Annotated in this window: 14 protein-coding genes and 1 pseudogene; 7 read left to right on the top strand and 8 right to left on the bottom strand. The window is 40.6% G+C overall.

Translation table 11 applies throughout. The features are described 5' to 3' along the window. Nucleotides 1–28: 28 nt before the first annotated feature. On the bottom strand, nt 29–424 hold the full coding sequence (locus PS1M3_RS17490; RefSeq protein WP_239104513.1) for a hypothetical protein: 396 nt from the start codon (nt 422–424) through the stop codon (nt 29–31). A 655-nt stretch (nt 425–1,079) separates the two neighbouring features. Here PS1M3_RS17490 and PS1M3_RS17485 point away from each other — a divergent pair. Continuing rightward, complete coding sequence (locus tag PS1M3_RS17485) at nt 1,080–1,565, top strand: hypothetical protein (protein WP_203987845.1); 486 nt, start codon at nt 1,080–1,082, stop codon at nt 1,563–1,565. A gap of 20 nt (nt 1,566–1,585) precedes the next feature. On the opposite strand, the gene PS1M3_RS17480 is transcribed toward PS1M3_RS17485, so the two are convergent. Next, nucleotides 1,586–2,791, bottom strand: coding sequence for an anhydro-N-acetylmuramic acid kinase (locus PS1M3_RS17480; protein WP_203987843.1), 1,206 nt, complete (start codon nt 2,789–2,791; stop codon nt 1,586–1,588). Between the two features lie 147 nt (nt 2,792–2,938). Between PS1M3_RS17480 and PS1M3_RS17475 the strand changes: the two genes are divergently transcribed. The 3 genes from PS1M3_RS17475 (at nt 2,939) to PS1M3_RS17465 (ending at nt 5,308) form a co-directional block, all read left to right on the top strand. Next, the gene (locus PS1M3_RS17475; protein WP_203987840.1) at nt 2,939–3,427 is read left to right on the top strand and encodes a GNAT family N-acetyltransferase; all 489 of its coding nucleotides are present in this window, start codon (nt 2,939–2,941) and stop codon (nt 3,425–3,427) included. 180 nt (nt 3,428–3,607) lie between these two features. After that, nucleotides 3,608–4,636 (top strand): NADP-dependent oxidoreductase, encoded by a 1,029-nt coding sequence (locus tag PS1M3_RS17470; RefSeq protein ID WP_203987838.1) that lies wholly within the window; start codon nt 3,608–3,610, stop codon nt 4,634–4,636. Between the two features lie 54 nt (nt 4,637–4,690). Continuing rightward, a complete protein-coding gene (locus PS1M3_RS17465) occupies nt 4,691–5,308 on the top strand; it encodes a glutathione S-transferase family protein (RefSeq protein ID WP_203987836.1) in 618 nt (205 codons plus the stop codon). 154 nt (nt 5,309–5,462) lie between these two features. On the opposite strand, the gene PS1M3_RS17460 is transcribed toward PS1M3_RS17465, so the two are convergent. Next, entirely contained in the window at nt 5,463–6,131 is a 669-nt protein-coding gene (locus tag PS1M3_RS17460; protein ID WP_008130878.1) for a response regulator, read from the bottom strand. Next, nucleotides 6,124–7,449, bottom strand: a complete 1,326-nt coding sequence (locus tag PS1M3_RS17455) for a DUF4118 domain-containing protein (RefSeq protein WP_203987832.1) — start codon at nt 7,447–7,449, stop codon at nt 6,124–6,126. Before PS1M3_RS17455 ends, PS1M3_RS17460 begins: the two co-directional genes overlap by 8 nt. 281 nt (nt 7,450–7,730) lie before the next feature. On the opposite strand from PS1M3_RS17455, the gene PS1M3_RS17450 reads away from it, so the two are divergent. Both PS1M3_RS17450 and PS1M3_RS17445 read left to right on the top strand, forming a co-directional pair. Beyond that, nucleotides 7,731–8,384 carry a TrkA family potassium uptake protein gene (locus tag PS1M3_RS17450; protein WP_203987829.1) on the top strand — a complete coding sequence of 218 codons (654 nt, stop codon included), beginning with the start codon at nt 7,731–7,733 and terminating at the stop codon, nt 8,382–8,384. Nucleotides 8,385–8,386: 2 nt separating this feature from the next. Beyond that, entirely contained in the window at nt 8,387–9,751 is a 1,365-nt protein-coding gene (locus PS1M3_RS17445) for a TrkH family potassium uptake protein (protein ID WP_203987826.1), read from the top strand. 36 nt (nt 9,752–9,787) lie between these two features. Here PS1M3_RS17445 and PS1M3_RS17440 read toward each other — a convergent pair whose 3' ends face one another. The 4 genes and pseudogenes from PS1M3_RS17440 to PS1M3_RS17425 all read right to left on the bottom strand — a co-directional run bounded on the left by PS1M3_RS17440 (nt 9,788) and on the right by PS1M3_RS17425 (nt 13,775). Further along, nucleotides 9,788–10,096, bottom strand: coding sequence for a YkgJ family cysteine cluster protein (locus PS1M3_RS17440; RefSeq protein WP_203987824.1), 309 nt, complete (start codon nt 10,094–10,096; stop codon nt 9,788–9,790). Between the two features lie 140 nt (nt 10,097–10,236). Further along, nucleotides 10,237–10,644, bottom strand: a complete 408-nt coding sequence (locus tag PS1M3_RS17435) for a substrate-binding domain-containing protein (RefSeq protein WP_006793538.1) — start codon at nt 10,642–10,644, stop codon at nt 10,237–10,239. Between the two features lie 12 nt (nt 10,645–10,656). After that, nucleotides 10,657–11,729 (bottom strand): annotated as a pseudogene (locus tag PS1M3_RS17430) (porin). A 117-nt stretch (nt 11,730–11,846) separates the two neighbouring features. Beyond that, nucleotides 11,847–13,775 carry an ATP-dependent DNA helicase RecQ gene (locus PS1M3_RS17425; RefSeq protein WP_203987820.1) on the bottom strand — a complete coding sequence of 643 codons (1,929 nt, stop codon included), beginning with the start codon at nt 13,773–13,775 and terminating at the stop codon, nt 11,847–11,849. Nucleotides 13,776–14,012: 237 nt separating this feature from the next. Here PS1M3_RS17425 and PS1M3_RS17420 point away from each other — a divergent pair, with 237 nt between their 5' ends. After that, nucleotides 14,013–15,317, top strand: a complete 1,305-nt coding sequence (locus PS1M3_RS17420) for an NAD(P)/FAD-dependent oxidoreductase (RefSeq protein WP_203987818.1) — start codon at nt 14,013–14,015, stop codon at nt 15,315–15,317. Nucleotides 15,318–15,425 lie beyond the last annotated feature (108 nt).

The raw sequence follows: 15,425 nt of genomic DNA, 5'->3' as shown, positions 1-15,425 counted from the left end.
TATTGTCCCAGCGAGCCCGCGAGCGAGTTTATGAGATTGTTATACGATTTCTATCGCGTTCCTTTAATACTGAAGCTTTTTTTAGTGCCCACCAACCTATAACGGCACTCATCACAATCCTCGTTGGGAAGTATGCTAAAGCAGGAACAGAAAATAACCAAGTTGCAAAGTCTTTAGGCATAACCACGAATGCGACGCTTTTTACCCAATATATAATCTCTACATAGCTTTTTAGAAATTCATCTAAGGATATGCCAAACGAGACAAAGTCTGATGACATAGCCAGCCATAAAGCGTAAATACCTAGCCCGCCATCTCCGAAGCTTCCAATAACTGAAGACCAACCAATAAAGAGTAAGAATGCGCGCACAAATGTGTCCTTCCGTGAATCGTATAACAATTTAATAGTGCGCTCATCGCGCATAATTCTGCCGACTTAACGCTCACTTATCTACTTTATATAGTTTTAACAAATTACCTAAGGTATTACTATCACTAAGTTTTCTAAAGTTTTTAGGTAAACTTAAATAATCCAATTTGCGCGCAGCGCTCATTTTCATGAATATATGCGCAAAGTGCAGTTTAACCAATCAATTAACGACGATATTTAGCCAATCTCAATGACCTGTTATCGCTCATAAAGGCCTTACTACATTTTTAGCATAAGATAGCTTGGCTTGTGCGGGCACTCTTTTAATACGGGCTACAACATTCAACCGCAATGCATACCGTATTAAATCAAAAAAGATAAGTATGAAATTTTAATTTGGAATCTCTATTTAATGCTTTGATTAGGTAAAGCCTAAAAACCAAATTCTATTCCCGATGAAGAGAAGCCTATGAGAAAAACCCAAATAAGGAACGACAGCACCATCGCTACAAGCCTTGCCACGTAAGGCTCTTTATTCCAGATGTGTGACAAACCATTCCAAAACCGAATGAGAAAGAACATATAGCGATCTTTTTTGATCAAAATACAGCGATTATACGATTAAGTGCAATTTGTCATAAAACTGCAATCAAAATAGGTGATAATTTAAACTCGAACTGTATTTTTTATAATCTAGAAGTTGAAGTAAATGAGCACACCAATGACGCAACTCACATTTGCGTTACAATCGTTTGAAGATCCTCTCTCTGCGGCTATGGGCCACACAATGGAATACGAGCTGTTAACCTTGCAAGCCAGTGCTATGCATGAAATAACGCTGCAATGCGTATTGCCTGACGACGCCCACGAAAACGATATTATTTCGCTGAGCGCAACGTATCCCAGTGCCCGTGATGCACAATACTTTACTGAAAAGGTACTCACTAACGCCGATTTAGAGCGTGGTTATGTGTATTTAACATTAAGTAAAATTACCCAAAGCCACTGCTTAGTAATGCAATTGATGCTGCATGGCTTAAATGCCACTTTAAAAAATAGTTTACAGTTTGATATGAATATTAACGCATTTGATGGCGGCTATAACGCGCCAGTCGTAAATATGGAGCAGTCAAAACCACAAGGTTTTCGCCGATATTTTGCAGGGGTAAGCTCGACCTTTTTATCATTGTTTTAAAACGCTTTTATCAATAGCGGTTAGTCGGGAAAGCTTATTTTTCCCATAGTCACTCCCGCAATACCTTGCGCGGTATTATTAAGGTGTTGCTGCTCACCTGCTAGGCATTCGTTGGCTAAAATAGCAAATAACACGGCTTCTTTAGCATCGGGATCTATTCCTAATACCTGTGTGTTTTTAAACGCTTTAACCTCTGGGCAAAGTGTTAAAAGCTGCTCCATTAATAGTGGGTTATGTATTCCACCACCACTGGCATACACCACACAATTTTCCTCGTGTTTAGCACACTGTTTTATTGCATCGCTTATTACATTAGCACTAAATGCATTGAGTGTTGCCATTACATCGTGGTGGGTTAAGTCAAGCGTATTGGTGAGTGCTTGAGCCGCTTTTAAATATGCTAAATTAAACACTTCTGGCCCTGTTGTTTTGGGCATGCTTAAATTAAAAAAGTCATCTGCGCATAATGCATGAAGTAAAGGCATATTTACTTTCCCTGCTTTTGCTATTTTTGCACCGTCGTCAAAATGCATCCCCTCAAAATATCTTTGTACATAGGCATCCATTATTGTATTACCCGGGCCAATATCAGAGCTAAATACACTGTTTGCATCACCGCTTTTGGGTAAAAAAGTTAAGTTAGCTATACCACCCATGTTAAGTAAAATACGGTTTTCAACAAGACTTGAAAAAAACAAGTAATCGCCATATACCGCAAGTGGGGCACCTTCGCCTCCTGCGGCTATGTGCTTTTGCCTAAAATCGCCAATAGTTGTAATGCCGGTAGTAACGGCTATTTGGTCGCTGTCGCCGATTTGTAATGTGCCATTAGTAAAGCTTTTATGATTATGCTGCGACTGTGGGCAGTGGTAAATTGTTTGCCCATGACTGGCTATTACATCAATACTTGCTGGATTTACCTGCCAAGTATGTAAGCACTGATTAACCATATTGCCATGGAGCTTACCTACCCAAGGGTGCAGTAAGGTTACTAGTTCTAAATCGCACTCTCGCTTTGCAAATACCTGCTTTATTTTGCTTTTATAATCGTCGCTATATTCAACGGTGGTAAAATTTAATATTTCAATATGTGTGTTTAAGCCCGCGCCGCTTACCTTACACAGCGCTACATCGAGCCCATCTAACGAGGTACCACTCATTAAACCTACAATTAAACGGCTTGGCTTTTGGGCACTATTATATATGGCGGCTATGTGTGGGTGCATAAAAGGTATCTTAAACAGTATTATATTTTGCTTATATTAGAGTACTTTAAAACAAAGTTATAGGCGTAAGCGGTTAATCTTTGTGATTGTGCAATCTCTAATTGCTTGCTAAGTTAAACCGTATTCAGCCCATACTTAATTAAAACAATGATTACCCTAAGAGACTTTAAACCAGAGGACGCGCCACACATTATTAATACCTTAAACGATGAACAGGTGACGCGGTTTTTATCGTCTAAAATTCCATTTCCGTATACTCAAGCCGACGCCGATTGGTGGATAAACCAAGGCTCTAAAAGTGGAATAGTTAGGGCCATTGTTGTAGATGAGCAATTTGCGGGGTGTATAGGCATAACGCCCGGAGAGTTCGAGTATAGCCGCAGTGGCGAAATAGGCTATTGGCTTAATAGCCACTTTTGGGGGCAAGGAGTAATGACTCACGCTATTACAAAAATTTGCGATGACGCGTTTAAAACCTCAAACCTAAACCGTATTTTTGGCGCAGTATTTGCTGGTAATACTGGTTCTATAAAGGCACTGACTAAATGTGGTTTTAAGGCCGAGGCCGTTCTTAAACAAGCCATTTATAAAAATGGCGCATTTTACGATAGCCATATTTTTAGCAAGCTCAAATGAACCGTTTAGAATAATTACTCCGCTTAAGGTTGAATTAACAGCCCCTCGCCCAAAACTCCTGTTATAAGGTACAAATTTGTACATACATTTACTACTTAGCGCGCATTATTGTTTATGCCAATCGGGTTATTAAACGCATACACATTCGTTAAGTGGGTTCATATTCAAAAGGAGAATTTTATGTCTGCAACTAGTCGTCAACTTACTTTGGCATCACGCCCACACGGTGCTCCAACCGATAAAAACTTTGAGCTTAAAACAGTCGATTTACCAGCCCTTAAAGATGGCGAAGTACTGCTGCGCACTATTTACTTATCACTTGACCCATACATGCGTGGCCGCATGAGCGACGCAAAGTCGTACGCCGATCCGGTAAACGTGGGTGACGTAATGGTTGGCGCTACCGTGTGCCAAGTAGAAGAGTCTAAAAACGATAAATACAGCGAAGGCGAATGGGTACTTGCCTACACAGGTTGGCAAAGTTACGCCATTAGTAATGGCGAAGGCCTTATGCAATTAGGCAAAGAACCTGCAAACCCGTCTTATGCGCTTGGCATTATGGGTATGCCTGGCTTTACGGCGTATATGGGCTTACTTGATATTGGTGCGCCTAAAGAAGGCGAAACGGTAGTCGTAGCCGCAGCAACGGGGCCAGTTGGCGCAACCGTTGGCCAAATAGCTAAAATCAAAGGCTGTAAAGTGGTAGGCGTTGCTGGTGGCAGCGAAAAATGTGCCCATGCAGTTGAAAAACTAGGGTTTGATGCCTGTATTGACCACAAAGCCGATGACTTTGCAGAGCAACTAGAAAAAGCCTGTGATAAAGGCATAGATGTTTATTACGAAAATGTGGGCGGTAAAGTGTTTGATGCCGTATTACCATTACTTAATACCGCAGCTCGTGTACCGCTGTGTGGTTTAGTATCGCAGTATAACGCAACAAGCTTACCTGAAGGCCCTGACCGTATGGGTATGCTAATGGGGCAGTTGCTTACTAAACGTATTAAAATGCAAGGCTTTATAATTTTTGACGACTACGGTCACCGCTACGATGAATTTGCGCAAGACATGCAAAAGTGGCTACAGGATGGCAAAGTACAATACCGCGAGCACATGGTAGAAGGTATTGAAAACACTGTAAGCGCATTTAACGATATGCTTAGTGGTAAAAACTTTGGTAAAACCGTTGTTAAAATCAACGATGCACTTTAACTAAAATATACAAACACAGCGTTGCTGCAACCAGCAACGCCAACAAGGACTGACATGATAAAACTACATCATTTAAATAAATCGCGCTCAAAACGTATTATTTGGCTTTTAGAAGAACTAGAAGTTGATTACGAAATTGTTGCTTATCAACGTAACAAAGACACATTTTTAGCCCCTGATGAGCTAAAGCAAGTTCACCAACTCGGTAAGTCGCCAGTTATTGAAGACGGTGGGTTAATTGTTACCGAATCTGGCGCTATTACTGATTACTTAATTACTAAATACGGTAACGGAAAGTTTGCACCAAAGGCTGGCACCGCTGACTACGTTGATTACCAACAATGGCTGCACTTTGCTGAAAGCTCTGCCATTTTACCGCTACTACTTAAAATGTTTGTGCTTAAAGATGGCGCTAAAACACAATTTTTAGAAGGCTACGCCGACGCCGAAACCGCTAAAGTTATTAGCTACTTTAACGACCGTCTAGAAGGTAAACGTTATTTAGTTGGCGACACCCTAACCGGCGCCGATTTTATGATGTCGTTTATTGTTGAAATTGTTAAAAACTCAGGCCAGCTAGGTCACTTTAAAAACCTAGTAAAATACGACGAGCAATTACAAAGCCACGAGAAGTTTCATACGGCTAATGAGCTAGAAGCTAAATACGACTAATTTTATACGCCTATGACTGTGGAAACACAGTCATAGCAAACATTTTTGCTGCTCTGTTTTATTTACACTAATTAGCTCAAGCGTATTAAAATTCAATTAAAAATAATTTATCTGGATCATTGTGCTGTAGAGTAAAACTCTAAAGTTCTCATTTTTAGTCAACCAATCGATAACCCACGGCCGGTTCAGTTAAAATATATTTTGGACTCGCAGGGTTAGCCTCTAGTTTTTGTCTGAGCTGTGCCACATGGACTCTTACGTATTCAGGACGCTCTACATACTGCGCGCCCCAGATATGGCTTAAGATTGCATTATGGGTGAGTACTTTATTTTTATTTTGAAACAGCAATAAGAGTATTGCGTACTCTTTTTTAGTGAGTTTTACCTCACCTCCAGAAGCAGTAACACTGTGCTTTTGCGGATCTATTTTTATATTCCCGCAGGTAAATGCCACACTCGGTTGGCTTTGGGTGCGTAATAAAACCCGAATTCGGGCTAGCAACTCATTCGCGCTAAACGGTTTAGTAATATAGTCATTTGCCCCATTATCAAGCGCTGTGACTTTTTCAACTTCGCCATCTCGAGCTGAGAGTACTAAAACAGGTAAGGCACTCCATTGTCTAAACTCAATTAACCAGTCTTGACCATCCATGTCTAAAAGGCCCAAGTCTAACAATACAAGATCGTAACTTTGCTCACTTAAACGTGCAAAGCCATCTAACCCTTTATCACAAATACTTAGCTCGTAGCCACTGGCTTGCAACAAAGTTTTTAAAAAGCTTTGTAGTGGGGGAGAATCTTCTAATATCAAGATTTTAGTCATTACTTTTTTCCCAGATTAACTTTGCGTACGCCATATTTGTTTCGTTATTAATTGTTAATGTAAATGTGCCCTGATGAAATTTAGCAACCACATCACAAATAATGCTGCCTAACCCAACGCCTTCATTGCTACTTGTTTGCGCTTTAGTGATCACGTTATTAGTGAGAATTAGCTGATAACATATCTTTTGCTGATTGCTACTTCGAGTAAATTCAACGCTCACCTTTTTATCACCATAACGCCATGCATTTTCGAGCATATTAGCCAGCGCAATTTCTAACAAAGTCACATCCCCTTCGCATGTTGTCTGAGCGTCTATATTGGTATTTATGACAAAATCAGTGAGTTGCTGCTGCCTTCTAGCTTTAGCTTCACTAAGTAGTGCTTGTAAGTTTATTGTTTGCCAACTTAGGTTTTCACCCATTTTATTAACTCGGCTTAACTCCATTACTTTATCAAAGTGCTCATTTAGTATTTTACTTTGCTCATAAATATTACTCGCTTGCTCTTTTATCACGCTGTCACTGAGGGTAATCTCATCATCTGCAAGCATGCTCGATGCGCCCATAATGGTTGCCAGTGGTGTGCGTAAATCGTGAGACAAACTACGTAAAAGTGCATTTTTAGCGCGCTCTAATTCCGCTTGCACCGAAATAGCAGCCGACTGCTGGCGTAATAACGTTTTTTCATGTACCTGATAAAGAAGCGAAATAGCAGTGTCAGCAAAGGCTTTTTGCCCTTGCGTTAACCGTTTAGTAAAATTAAACCCGCCCCAGCTAGGGTTAACTTCACTAAGCAATATAAATTCACTATAGTCCCGCGGTGCTGCAGGTATAAATGTACAAGATGCGTTTAAATGCTTGCTGATCCGCTGCACAAAGTACTTTTTTTGTTCATCCAGCGTATCTAGGCTGTTTAAGTCTTTGGCCAGTTCGTACAAGGTGCGACTATTACTTGCATGTAATTGCACATCCCTAACTTTAGTACTGAGCTCCCCTGCTAATTGACTGATCACAAAACCAACAATGAGCATAACCATAAAGGTTACTAAATATTCTATGTTTTCAATATGAAAAGTAAAATTTGGGGCAACAAAAAACCAATCTGTACACGCTACACTCACTAAGGTGGTCAGTATGGCAAGACGACGATTACTGCGCACAGCAACCCAAGTCACCCATAATAACTGAAGCATCACGATATCGGTGGTAGTAAACCAATTACGCATAGGGTAAATGGCAATAACCACAATTAATGGCATTATTACTGCCAAAAACAATGCGTTATACCAACGTGGTTTAGCCTCTGCCTGATTCATTAATTATTCCTCTAACATTTGAGCACCTAGATTACTGCCTTTTCGATATTGCCTCTATAAAGTTTTTATAAAGTTTTTTATCTGATTCGTTAAATCTTTATAAAGCTTTTAGCGCCTACCTTCATTGTTACTTTAATAACTCATATTCTAACTTCAGCAGAAGGAGTAATAGGTGTGTTGGGTTGGATAAAAATAGTGATGCTTACAGCCTATGTATTAACTGTTTATTGACCAAATGAACTTTACCACTTCTCTCTTTTAACTTTAATTTAGGTATCAACATGGCACATTTTACAGTGATCGGATTAGGTCGATTTGGCATTGCAGCAAGCCTTGAGTTAATTCATTTAGGGCATACAGTCACTGGGGTAGATAGTAACCCTAAACTAGCTGAAAAATATGTTGAGCATTTATCTGAAACCGTTGTTTGCGACTCCACTGATGAAGCCGCACTTAAAGAGCTTGATTTAGCGAGCAGTCAGGCAGTTTTAGTGGCGATTGGAGAAGACATGCAATCGAGCATTCTGTGCACCCTTGCATTAAAAAACCTAGCTGTTAAGCAAATATGGGTAAAAGCGAGCACCAAAGCCCATCACACAATTATTTCTAAGCTAGGTGTAACACGCATTATTCATCCTGAAGAAGAAATGGGCGTGCGCGTTGCACAAGCGCTTAATTACCCTGTAGTAAACGACTATATTTCCTTAGGCAATGGCTTATACGTTGTTGAAGTAAGTATAAAAGCGCACTTACATAAAACAAAACTAGGGCATTTACTTAAAGAAATAAAAGGCACTGTAAACCCATTATTGGTCAAGCGCGCAAAGCAAACGTTTGTCAAACTTGATGACGACTTTGAGTTACTTACCTACGACATTTTACTGTTATCAGGTAGCCGAGTCGAACTAAACTATCTTGCACCAAGGCTTTTATAATTATGGTTTTATGGCACCCTCTCAAAACACCTATAGATCGAAAAGCCAATGGGCATAAAAAACTCAATGCGGCTCCACCGCTTGTTCTCTGCTGTAGTTTTTTAATATTAATAACGCTAGGGGCGTTAGCGTTAAAACTACCTTTTGCAACCTATGCGCCTATTTCATGGATACAAAGTGCGTTTACAGCAACCTCCGCGGTGACTGTAACCGGATTAGTTGTAGTCGATACTGGTTCAGTGTTTACTCCTTTTGGACAAGGCGTTATTGCGCTATTAATTCAACTAGGTGGTCTAGGTTTAATGACCTTTGCGGTTGTAACTTTAATGGCACTGGGTAATAAAGTTGGCTTTATTCAAAAAACAGTGACCAAAGCTGCTTTTAATCAAACAGATACATCTACTTTGGTAAATACCGCTAAGTCTGTTTTGCTGTTTGCGCTAATCGTTGAATCTGTAGGCATTATTATTTTAACGCTGTATTGGCTACCCGAGATGGGCTTACAAAAAAGCTTTTTTCATGCACTTTTTTATACTATTAGCGCTTTTAACAACGCAGGGTTTGCATTGAGCCCCAATAGCTTAATGCAATATGTAGAAGACCCCGTTGTAAATTTAACAATTACCTGTTTGTTTATTATTGGTGGCCTAGGCTTTACCGTATTAACCGATTTATATAAATCAAAGCGTTGGGCTAAGCTCAGTCCCTACAGTAAATTAATGCTGATCAGCACTGTTATTATTAACGTTATTGCATTGTTGCTTATTTACGTAATTGAATACGATAACCCAAAAACACTGCAGCCGTTATCTGAAATAGGGAAATGGCTAGCAGCTTGGTTTCAAGCCGTTACTCCTCGCACTGCGGGGTTTAATACCATTGCTATTGAAGAGTTAAAAAATGCCAGTACCGCTTTAACTATGATGCTTATGTTTATTGGTGGCGGCTCTTTGAGTACTGCAAGTGGCATAAAGGTCGTTACGTTTATCGTTTTAATATTAGCAACCTATAGCTACTTAAGGCGTGACAAGGGCGTCACCGTGCTACGCCGAGAAATAGACAAAGATTCAGTGTATAAAGCATTAGCCTTAACCGTTATTTCAGCGGGAGTCACTTGGTTGGCTATTTTTACATTACTGGTCGTTGAAGATGCACCTTTTTTAGATATTGCTTTTGAAGCGGTATCGGCACTGGGTACGGTAGGACTTTCACGCGGTTTAACGTCATCGTTATCACCGCTGGGGGAGTTTATCATTATGTTTTTAATGTTTATGGGCAGAATAGGCCCGCTCACTCTCGCCTACTTTTTAGCAAGTCCACGAAGTAAAAAACTAAGATACCCAAGCGCACAACTCTCTATTGGTTAAAAACACAAACGCGGGTTTATTAGTTAGTCCGTATTTTTAAATACCGGCTATTTCGCGCTCTGTAATACACTCGTTCGAGGCCATTTCAAACTCACGGCAAGTAAGTGGGCGGTTGTCATAAATGGTACACATTAGCGTATTGCGGTCGAGTGCTTGGCACCAACCATCATCGCCGCGTTTCATTACTTCGCTGCCCCACTTGTCGTAATCAATGTACTGAAAAGGCACACCGGTGTCGGTTACTATGCGCACTTCTAATTGGCAACAACACGCTTGGCAGTTAGCGCAGGTTACGGACTCAGGTGTAGAGGAAATAGTTTTACTTGGAATAACAGTGTTAGGCATAGTGGCTTAAATAAAAGAAACACACTAAGTAGGATACACGAGCTGGCTAAACGCGCTAGTTAATTTTAATGGTGAATAAATAGAATAATAAAAAGCGTGCTACTCGCTAACACGCTTTATTGTTGGCCTTTAATTTTAAATTAAAAGTTTAATACCACCTTCACATCATCAGACACGGCAGATGTCGAAACAAACCCAATCGTATTTGGGTTAGCTGCAACCATTTTGATCACCTCTGAGTCATTTTCTAGCTCTTTGGGTGGTGTTCCTTTTCCCGTAAAAATAAGCTTTGACCAATAGGCTCTTAACTGCGACGCACTTTTATTAAGCAGTTTACTGTTAAACTGCTCCGTAGTCGGATTTTTTGAATCTTGTGATATTGGAATGATCGTATTGCCATTACTAAACGACTTTTCTTTTCCGGTATAAATTCGACTAATGACGGACTCATCAAAACTACTCTCGTTTGAAGGATGTACAATAATAGCAAAATCAGCAAAGGCAACATTGCTAAACAAAAACAGTACACATAACATTAATTTTTTCATTTTTAATTCCCCTTAAAATACAACATCAACACCAAGCGTGATTGCTTTACTATCACCCGCTACCGCTAACTCGAATGAATCATCTTTTACCCTGTCGTACTGCATTTTGAGTGCCGCCGAAGGATGAAAATCCCAACGAACCCCCACCGCAAAGGTATTATGGCTTTCAGTATCTCCCTCACCTTCTTGCTCAAAATCTGAAAACATCACATAAGGCGTAATTGCATCAAACCGATACCCTGCACTGATCATATAAGTGTCTAGGTTTCCGTCTAGATCTAAACGGTTAAGTTCGCTTAGTACAAAAAAGTCGCCAAAATCAAAATTGGCAGCTAAGCCATAGAATTTGCCATCACGGCTATCTTTTCCATCCCATAAAACCGGCTCTCCAGAACGAAAGCGTTTATTAGTGTATTGCATATGCGTTACTCTCAATTCAAGCCAATCATGGCTTAACGAAAGTACACCACCTAGCATATCTTCCCAAATTTCTCGGGTAGGCTCTTGAAAGAAAAAGTCTGATAGCAGTTTGTTGTCGTCATCATCTTCTTTACCAGCATACACATTAGCAGACACACCCCACTCTCCAATCGAACCAGAATAGAGAAGGTTTATGCCCTCATAGTTAAATACTTGCCATGTATAATTGTCGGCAGGTGCACGCATCCATACATATGCGTAACCTACGTCAAAAAAATCTGAGTAATAAAAAAGAGGCAAACGCTTTTTACCTGCTTGAACCGTCCAATTATCATTTATTTCGTACGAAATATATGCCCACTCAAAATTAGCATCAAAATCGTTTACACCTCGGGCAACAATTTGACCTGTGACAGATAAGCCCTCACCAAGATCCCCCGACACTTGTTACCAATTAACGACTCTGGAGAGAAAGATAAATCTTCTGTGTAGCCACTCACATTAGGGTAGTCCGCCAAAAAGGTTGGCTCAACACCATATTGCGGCACACCACTTCCACTGAGTACTTTACCCGCGTTAATACTTGCAAAGCCTGAAATATTAATTTCAGCGTAACTAGTCCCTGAAATAAATACTCCTAACAGCATCAATTTTTGCAGTTTCATCGTTCACCTCGTTTTATATGACCTTAATAGTCATGTTGAGTATAGTTAAACGCTGAAAAAACAAACAAAAATTTAACATTTTTTATAATTATGCAGGTTTGATCATTACTTTAATGGCTATCTGCCAAGCAGTGTAGCTTTTATATCGCTATACCGCTGTTGCTCACAAAGCGCAAATCCGCTGAGTTGGCGTACCTTATTACGAGCAAACAATGGCACGCTCATACCCGCTAAAAAACGGCACTGGGTTTCAACACCCACGTTATGAACTCCCTTTGTGGCCATATGCGCCAAAAACTCATCTACTTTTTGATAAATAACCTCATCTGCAATAGTTACAGGCGCTAGTGAGTATTCTAGTTTTACAGCATTACCACGGCATACACTGCAATGCCCGCATTGCGCTGGCGCGTTTTGGTCGTCAAAGTAGCGCGCTAAGTTATAACTCAGGCAAGTTTGTAGCTCAAAAAAGCGCACTAAAGCAGCAATTCGTTTTATTTCAGCTTGTTCTTTATCAGCAAAGTAGTGGTGTAACTGCTGGGCAAGCTCTGGGTTATTTATAACTTCACTATGCACTTTATATACTTGGGTAATGCGTTTGGTTTCAAGCGTTATAAGGTTTTTTTCAGCTAGGTAGTCAAGCGCGGCCACAACCCGTTTACGGTCAACCTGCGCGGCTTGGGTAAGGGTGTCAAAATTGAGCGTGCCCCATATTTTTTTAAAATCAGTATAGCTAAATATTTGCGTTAAAAAAGCTTGGCGCTGCTCGTCAAACTGGCTAAGTAGCTCGTTTTTATCAACCAAGAACTTGTATTTAAAATCGGCATAATAGGCGTACTGCGGCGTAATTGCGCCTTGCATTTCAAGTTGAACCAGTAATGTTTTAAGTGCCAGTTGCCTAATATTACTTTCGCTTGAAAGGCTGTATTCTTGCATTTCCCATTGCTGTTGGGCTTGGCGAATATCGTTAATTACATATTCAATGCCACTCAGCTCAGGGGTGTCGCCATATACAAAGTTTTCTACTGTGTTTAGGCCATCTAAATTAGCAAGCGTGTAGCAGTTTGATGGGTTGCCATCGCGCCCTGCGCGGCCAATTTCTTGGCTGTAGTTTTCAATCGATTTTGGTAAATCGTAATGAATAACAAAGCGAATGTCTGATTTATCAACGCCCATACCAAAGGCTATAGTTGCTACAACTACGTTAATTTTACCCGCCATAAAATCATCTTGAATGTGCCACCGGAGTGTATCTTCAAGCCCTGCATGATACGCAACCGCCTGAATACCTTGCGCACTTAGCGTGTTAGCCACTTGCTCAGCACTTTGCTGCAGTGTTACATACACAATACCTGGGCCATTTTGCGCACGCACTATGTTTGTAAGTTCGGTGTTTTTATCAGCCGTTTTTACACTTAGCACGCTTAAATCGAGGTTAGCGCGGTAAAAGCCAGTTTGTACAATGCACTCAGGGGCAATATTAAAACGCTCGCTCATGTCGCGTTTTACTTTTTTAGTGGCGGTGGCGGTAAGCAATAGTACTAGTGGAATATTTAGCTCTTCGCGATATCGCGGTAGTTTTAAGTAGTCAGGTCTGAAGTTATGCCCCCATTCAGATATACAGTGCGCCTCATCTACCACCAGCATAGACAGCGCAACCTGGCTTATAAACTCTCTAAATCGCTCGTTTTTAAAGCGCTCTACCGACACCATTAACACTTTAATTTTACCATTTCGCACATCGTTCATTACGGTGCTGCTTTGCATTTGGTCTTGGCTAGAATCAAGGCTTGCCGCGTAAATACCTTTGCTATTTAAAAAACTAATTTGATCTTTCATTAAGGCTAGTAATGGCGACACCACTAACGTTAAGTTTTCTAAATGCATAGCCGTTAGCTGATAACACAACGACTTACCCGACCCTGTAGGGAATATAGCAAGGGACGATTGCCCATTTAAAAGCTGCTCTATAGTTTGCTGCTGCCCTGCTCTAAACTGGTTAAAACCAAAATGTTGCTCAAGTGATTGTAAAAGCGGCGTATTCATAAAAATGTCCTTTTTGGCGTTGATAACACAGGGCTATAACAGAAAAATGCAGCCTAGATGAAGTATTTGCAAGTTAGTATACCGTAAATTAGGTGATTTACTGCTGACATATCCATTATTTAGGCGCACACTATAGCCCCATAAAAGTGAGCTTTGCCAAAATAATTTTCGATACCCAAGTCATTTTAAAAATAATAAAACAGATTGCTTGGGTATATTATTTTTAAGGGCATAGTCATGAACATAACCACTCCTAAGATCGTCGTTATTGGCGGCGGCGCTGGCGGATTAGAGCTTGCAACTCAATTAGGGCATAAACTAGGAAAGAAAAAACACGCAGAAATTTTATTAATAGACAAAAACCGCACCCACATATGGAAGCCATTACTGCACGAAGTAGCCACAGGCTCTATTGACCCCGATTTAGATGGCGTAGTTTACTCTGCCCATGCCGCAAAACATCATTATAATTTTCAACTTGGTACCTTTTGTAACATCGACCAAAGCAATAAAACAATTACTCTCGCACCACTTTTTGACGAACTTGGCCACACTATTTTGCCCAAACGCACTGTACGCTATGACCACCTTGTTATTGCTATTGGCAGTGTAAGTAACGACTTTAATACCCCAGGCATAAAAGAGCATTGCTACTTTTTAGATTCAAACCAGCAAGCTGAACGTTTTCAGCATTCTTTGCTCGATAGCTTTACCCGCCTTCATCAAGACGACAACCAGCAACAATCTCTTGATATTGCCATTGTTGGCGGCGGCGCAACAGGCGTTGAGCTCTCGGCAGAGCTGTATCACGTGTCTGAGCTATTAAAGCTATATGGGCTTACAAATATGTCGTCTAAGCGTTTGCACATTCATTTAATTGAAGCCGGCTCACGTATTTTACCTGCATTACCAGAGCGTATTGCCGTAAGTGCCAAACGCGAGCTGTTAAAATTGGGCGTAAACGTGCGAGAGCAAACACAGGTAAAAGAAGCCACCGAGCAAGGCTTTATAACAAAAGACGAAGAACACATAGATGCCGATATTATGGTATGGGCGGCAGGCGTAAAAGCGCCAGATTTTATTAAAGACCTAGGTGTTTTTGAGCTTACTCGCAGCAACCAAATTCAAGTAAACAAGTTCTTACAAAGCACCGTAGATAAAAGCATTTTTGTACTTGGCGATTGCTGCGCCTTTACCCAAGAAGACGGAAAACTTGTACCGCCACGCGCGCAATCGGCCCATCAAATGGCACAATGTGTTGAAAAAAATCTTATTGCAACACTTAAACACCAGCCGCTAAGCGAGTTTAAATACAGCGACCACGGCTCTCTCGTTAACTTATCGCGCTACAGCACAGTCGGTAATTTAATGGGTAACTTAACCAGCAACACCTTTTTTATTGAAGGTAAAATAGCCCGCTTTATGTATATATCGCTGTATCGTATGCACCAGCGCGCCATACACGGTAGCGCAAAAACCTTTGCGTTATGGATAAGCGAAAAAGTACTGCGTGTAGTGCGCCCTAAAATGAAATTGCATTAATAAATAACCCATGGCGGTAATAAGCAGATTTAATAAATTTTTATTACCGCTGTCTTTGATTTTTCACAATTCCCATGTAAATTTATACAAACCACTTAGGGAATAAGG

Origin of the sequence: Pseudoalteromonas sp. PS1M3, assembly GCF_016865405.1 — a bacterium.
In the GTDB taxonomy this organism is placed as follows: Bacteria; Pseudomonadota; Gammaproteobacteria; order Enterobacterales; family Alteromonadaceae; genus Pseudoalteromonas; species Pseudoalteromonas marina.
The sequence above is the reverse complement of the archived record's forward strand: the minus strand, read 5'-3'. Positions and strand labels throughout refer to the sequence as shown.

What these genes read in the sequence shown, in the direction of transcription:
- PS1M3_RS17435 (WP_006793538.1), bottom strand. Translation starts at nt 10,644, where the DNA reads ATGAAAAAATTAATGTTATGTGTACTGTTTTTGTTTAGCAATGTTGCC.
- PS1M3_RS17455 (WP_203987832.1), bottom strand. Translation starts at nt 7,449, where the DNA reads ATGAATCAGGCAGAGGCTAAACCACGTTGGTATAACGCATTGTTTTTG.
- PS1M3_RS17425 (WP_203987820.1), bottom strand. Translation starts at nt 13,775, where the DNA reads ATGAATACGCCGCTTTTACAATCACTTGAGCAACATTTTGGTTTTAAC.
- PS1M3_RS17480 (WP_203987843.1), bottom strand. Translation starts at nt 2,791, where the DNA reads ATGCACCCACACATAGCCGCCATATATAATAGTGCCCAAAAGCCAAGC.
- PS1M3_RS17485 (WP_203987845.1), top strand. Translation starts at nt 1,080, where the DNA reads ATGAGCACACCAATGACGCAACTCACATTTGCGTTACAATCGTTTGAA.
- PS1M3_RS17460 (WP_008130878.1), bottom strand. Translation starts at nt 6,131, where the DNA reads ATGACTAAAATCTTGATATTAGAAGATTCTCCCCCACTACAAAGCTTT.
- PS1M3_RS17450 (WP_203987829.1), top strand. Translation starts at nt 7,731, where the DNA reads ATGGCACATTTTACAGTGATCGGATTAGGTCGATTTGGCATTGCAGCA.
- PS1M3_RS17440 (WP_203987824.1), bottom strand. Translation starts at nt 10,096, where the DNA reads ATGCCTAACACTGTTATTCCAAGTAAAACTATTTCCTCTACACCTGAG.
- PS1M3_RS17420 (WP_203987818.1), top strand. Translation starts at nt 14,013, where the DNA reads ATGAACATAACCACTCCTAAGATCGTCGTTATTGGCGGCGGCGCTGGC.
- PS1M3_RS17490 (WP_239104513.1), bottom strand. Translation starts at nt 424, where the DNA reads ATGCGCGATGAGCGCACTATTAAATTGTTATACGATTCACGGAAGGAC.
- PS1M3_RS17445 (WP_203987826.1), top strand. Translation starts at nt 8,387, where the DNA reads ATGGTTTTATGGCACCCTCTCAAAACACCTATAGATCGAAAAGCCAAT.
- PS1M3_RS17465 (WP_203987836.1), top strand. Translation starts at nt 4,691, where the DNA reads ATGATAAAACTACATCATTTAAATAAATCGCGCTCAAAACGTATTATT.
- PS1M3_RS17475 (WP_203987840.1), top strand. Translation starts at nt 2,939, where the DNA reads ATGATTACCCTAAGAGACTTTAAACCAGAGGACGCGCCACACATTATT.
- PS1M3_RS17470 (WP_203987838.1), top strand. Translation starts at nt 3,608, where the DNA reads ATGTCTGCAACTAGTCGTCAACTTACTTTGGCATCACGCCCACACGGT.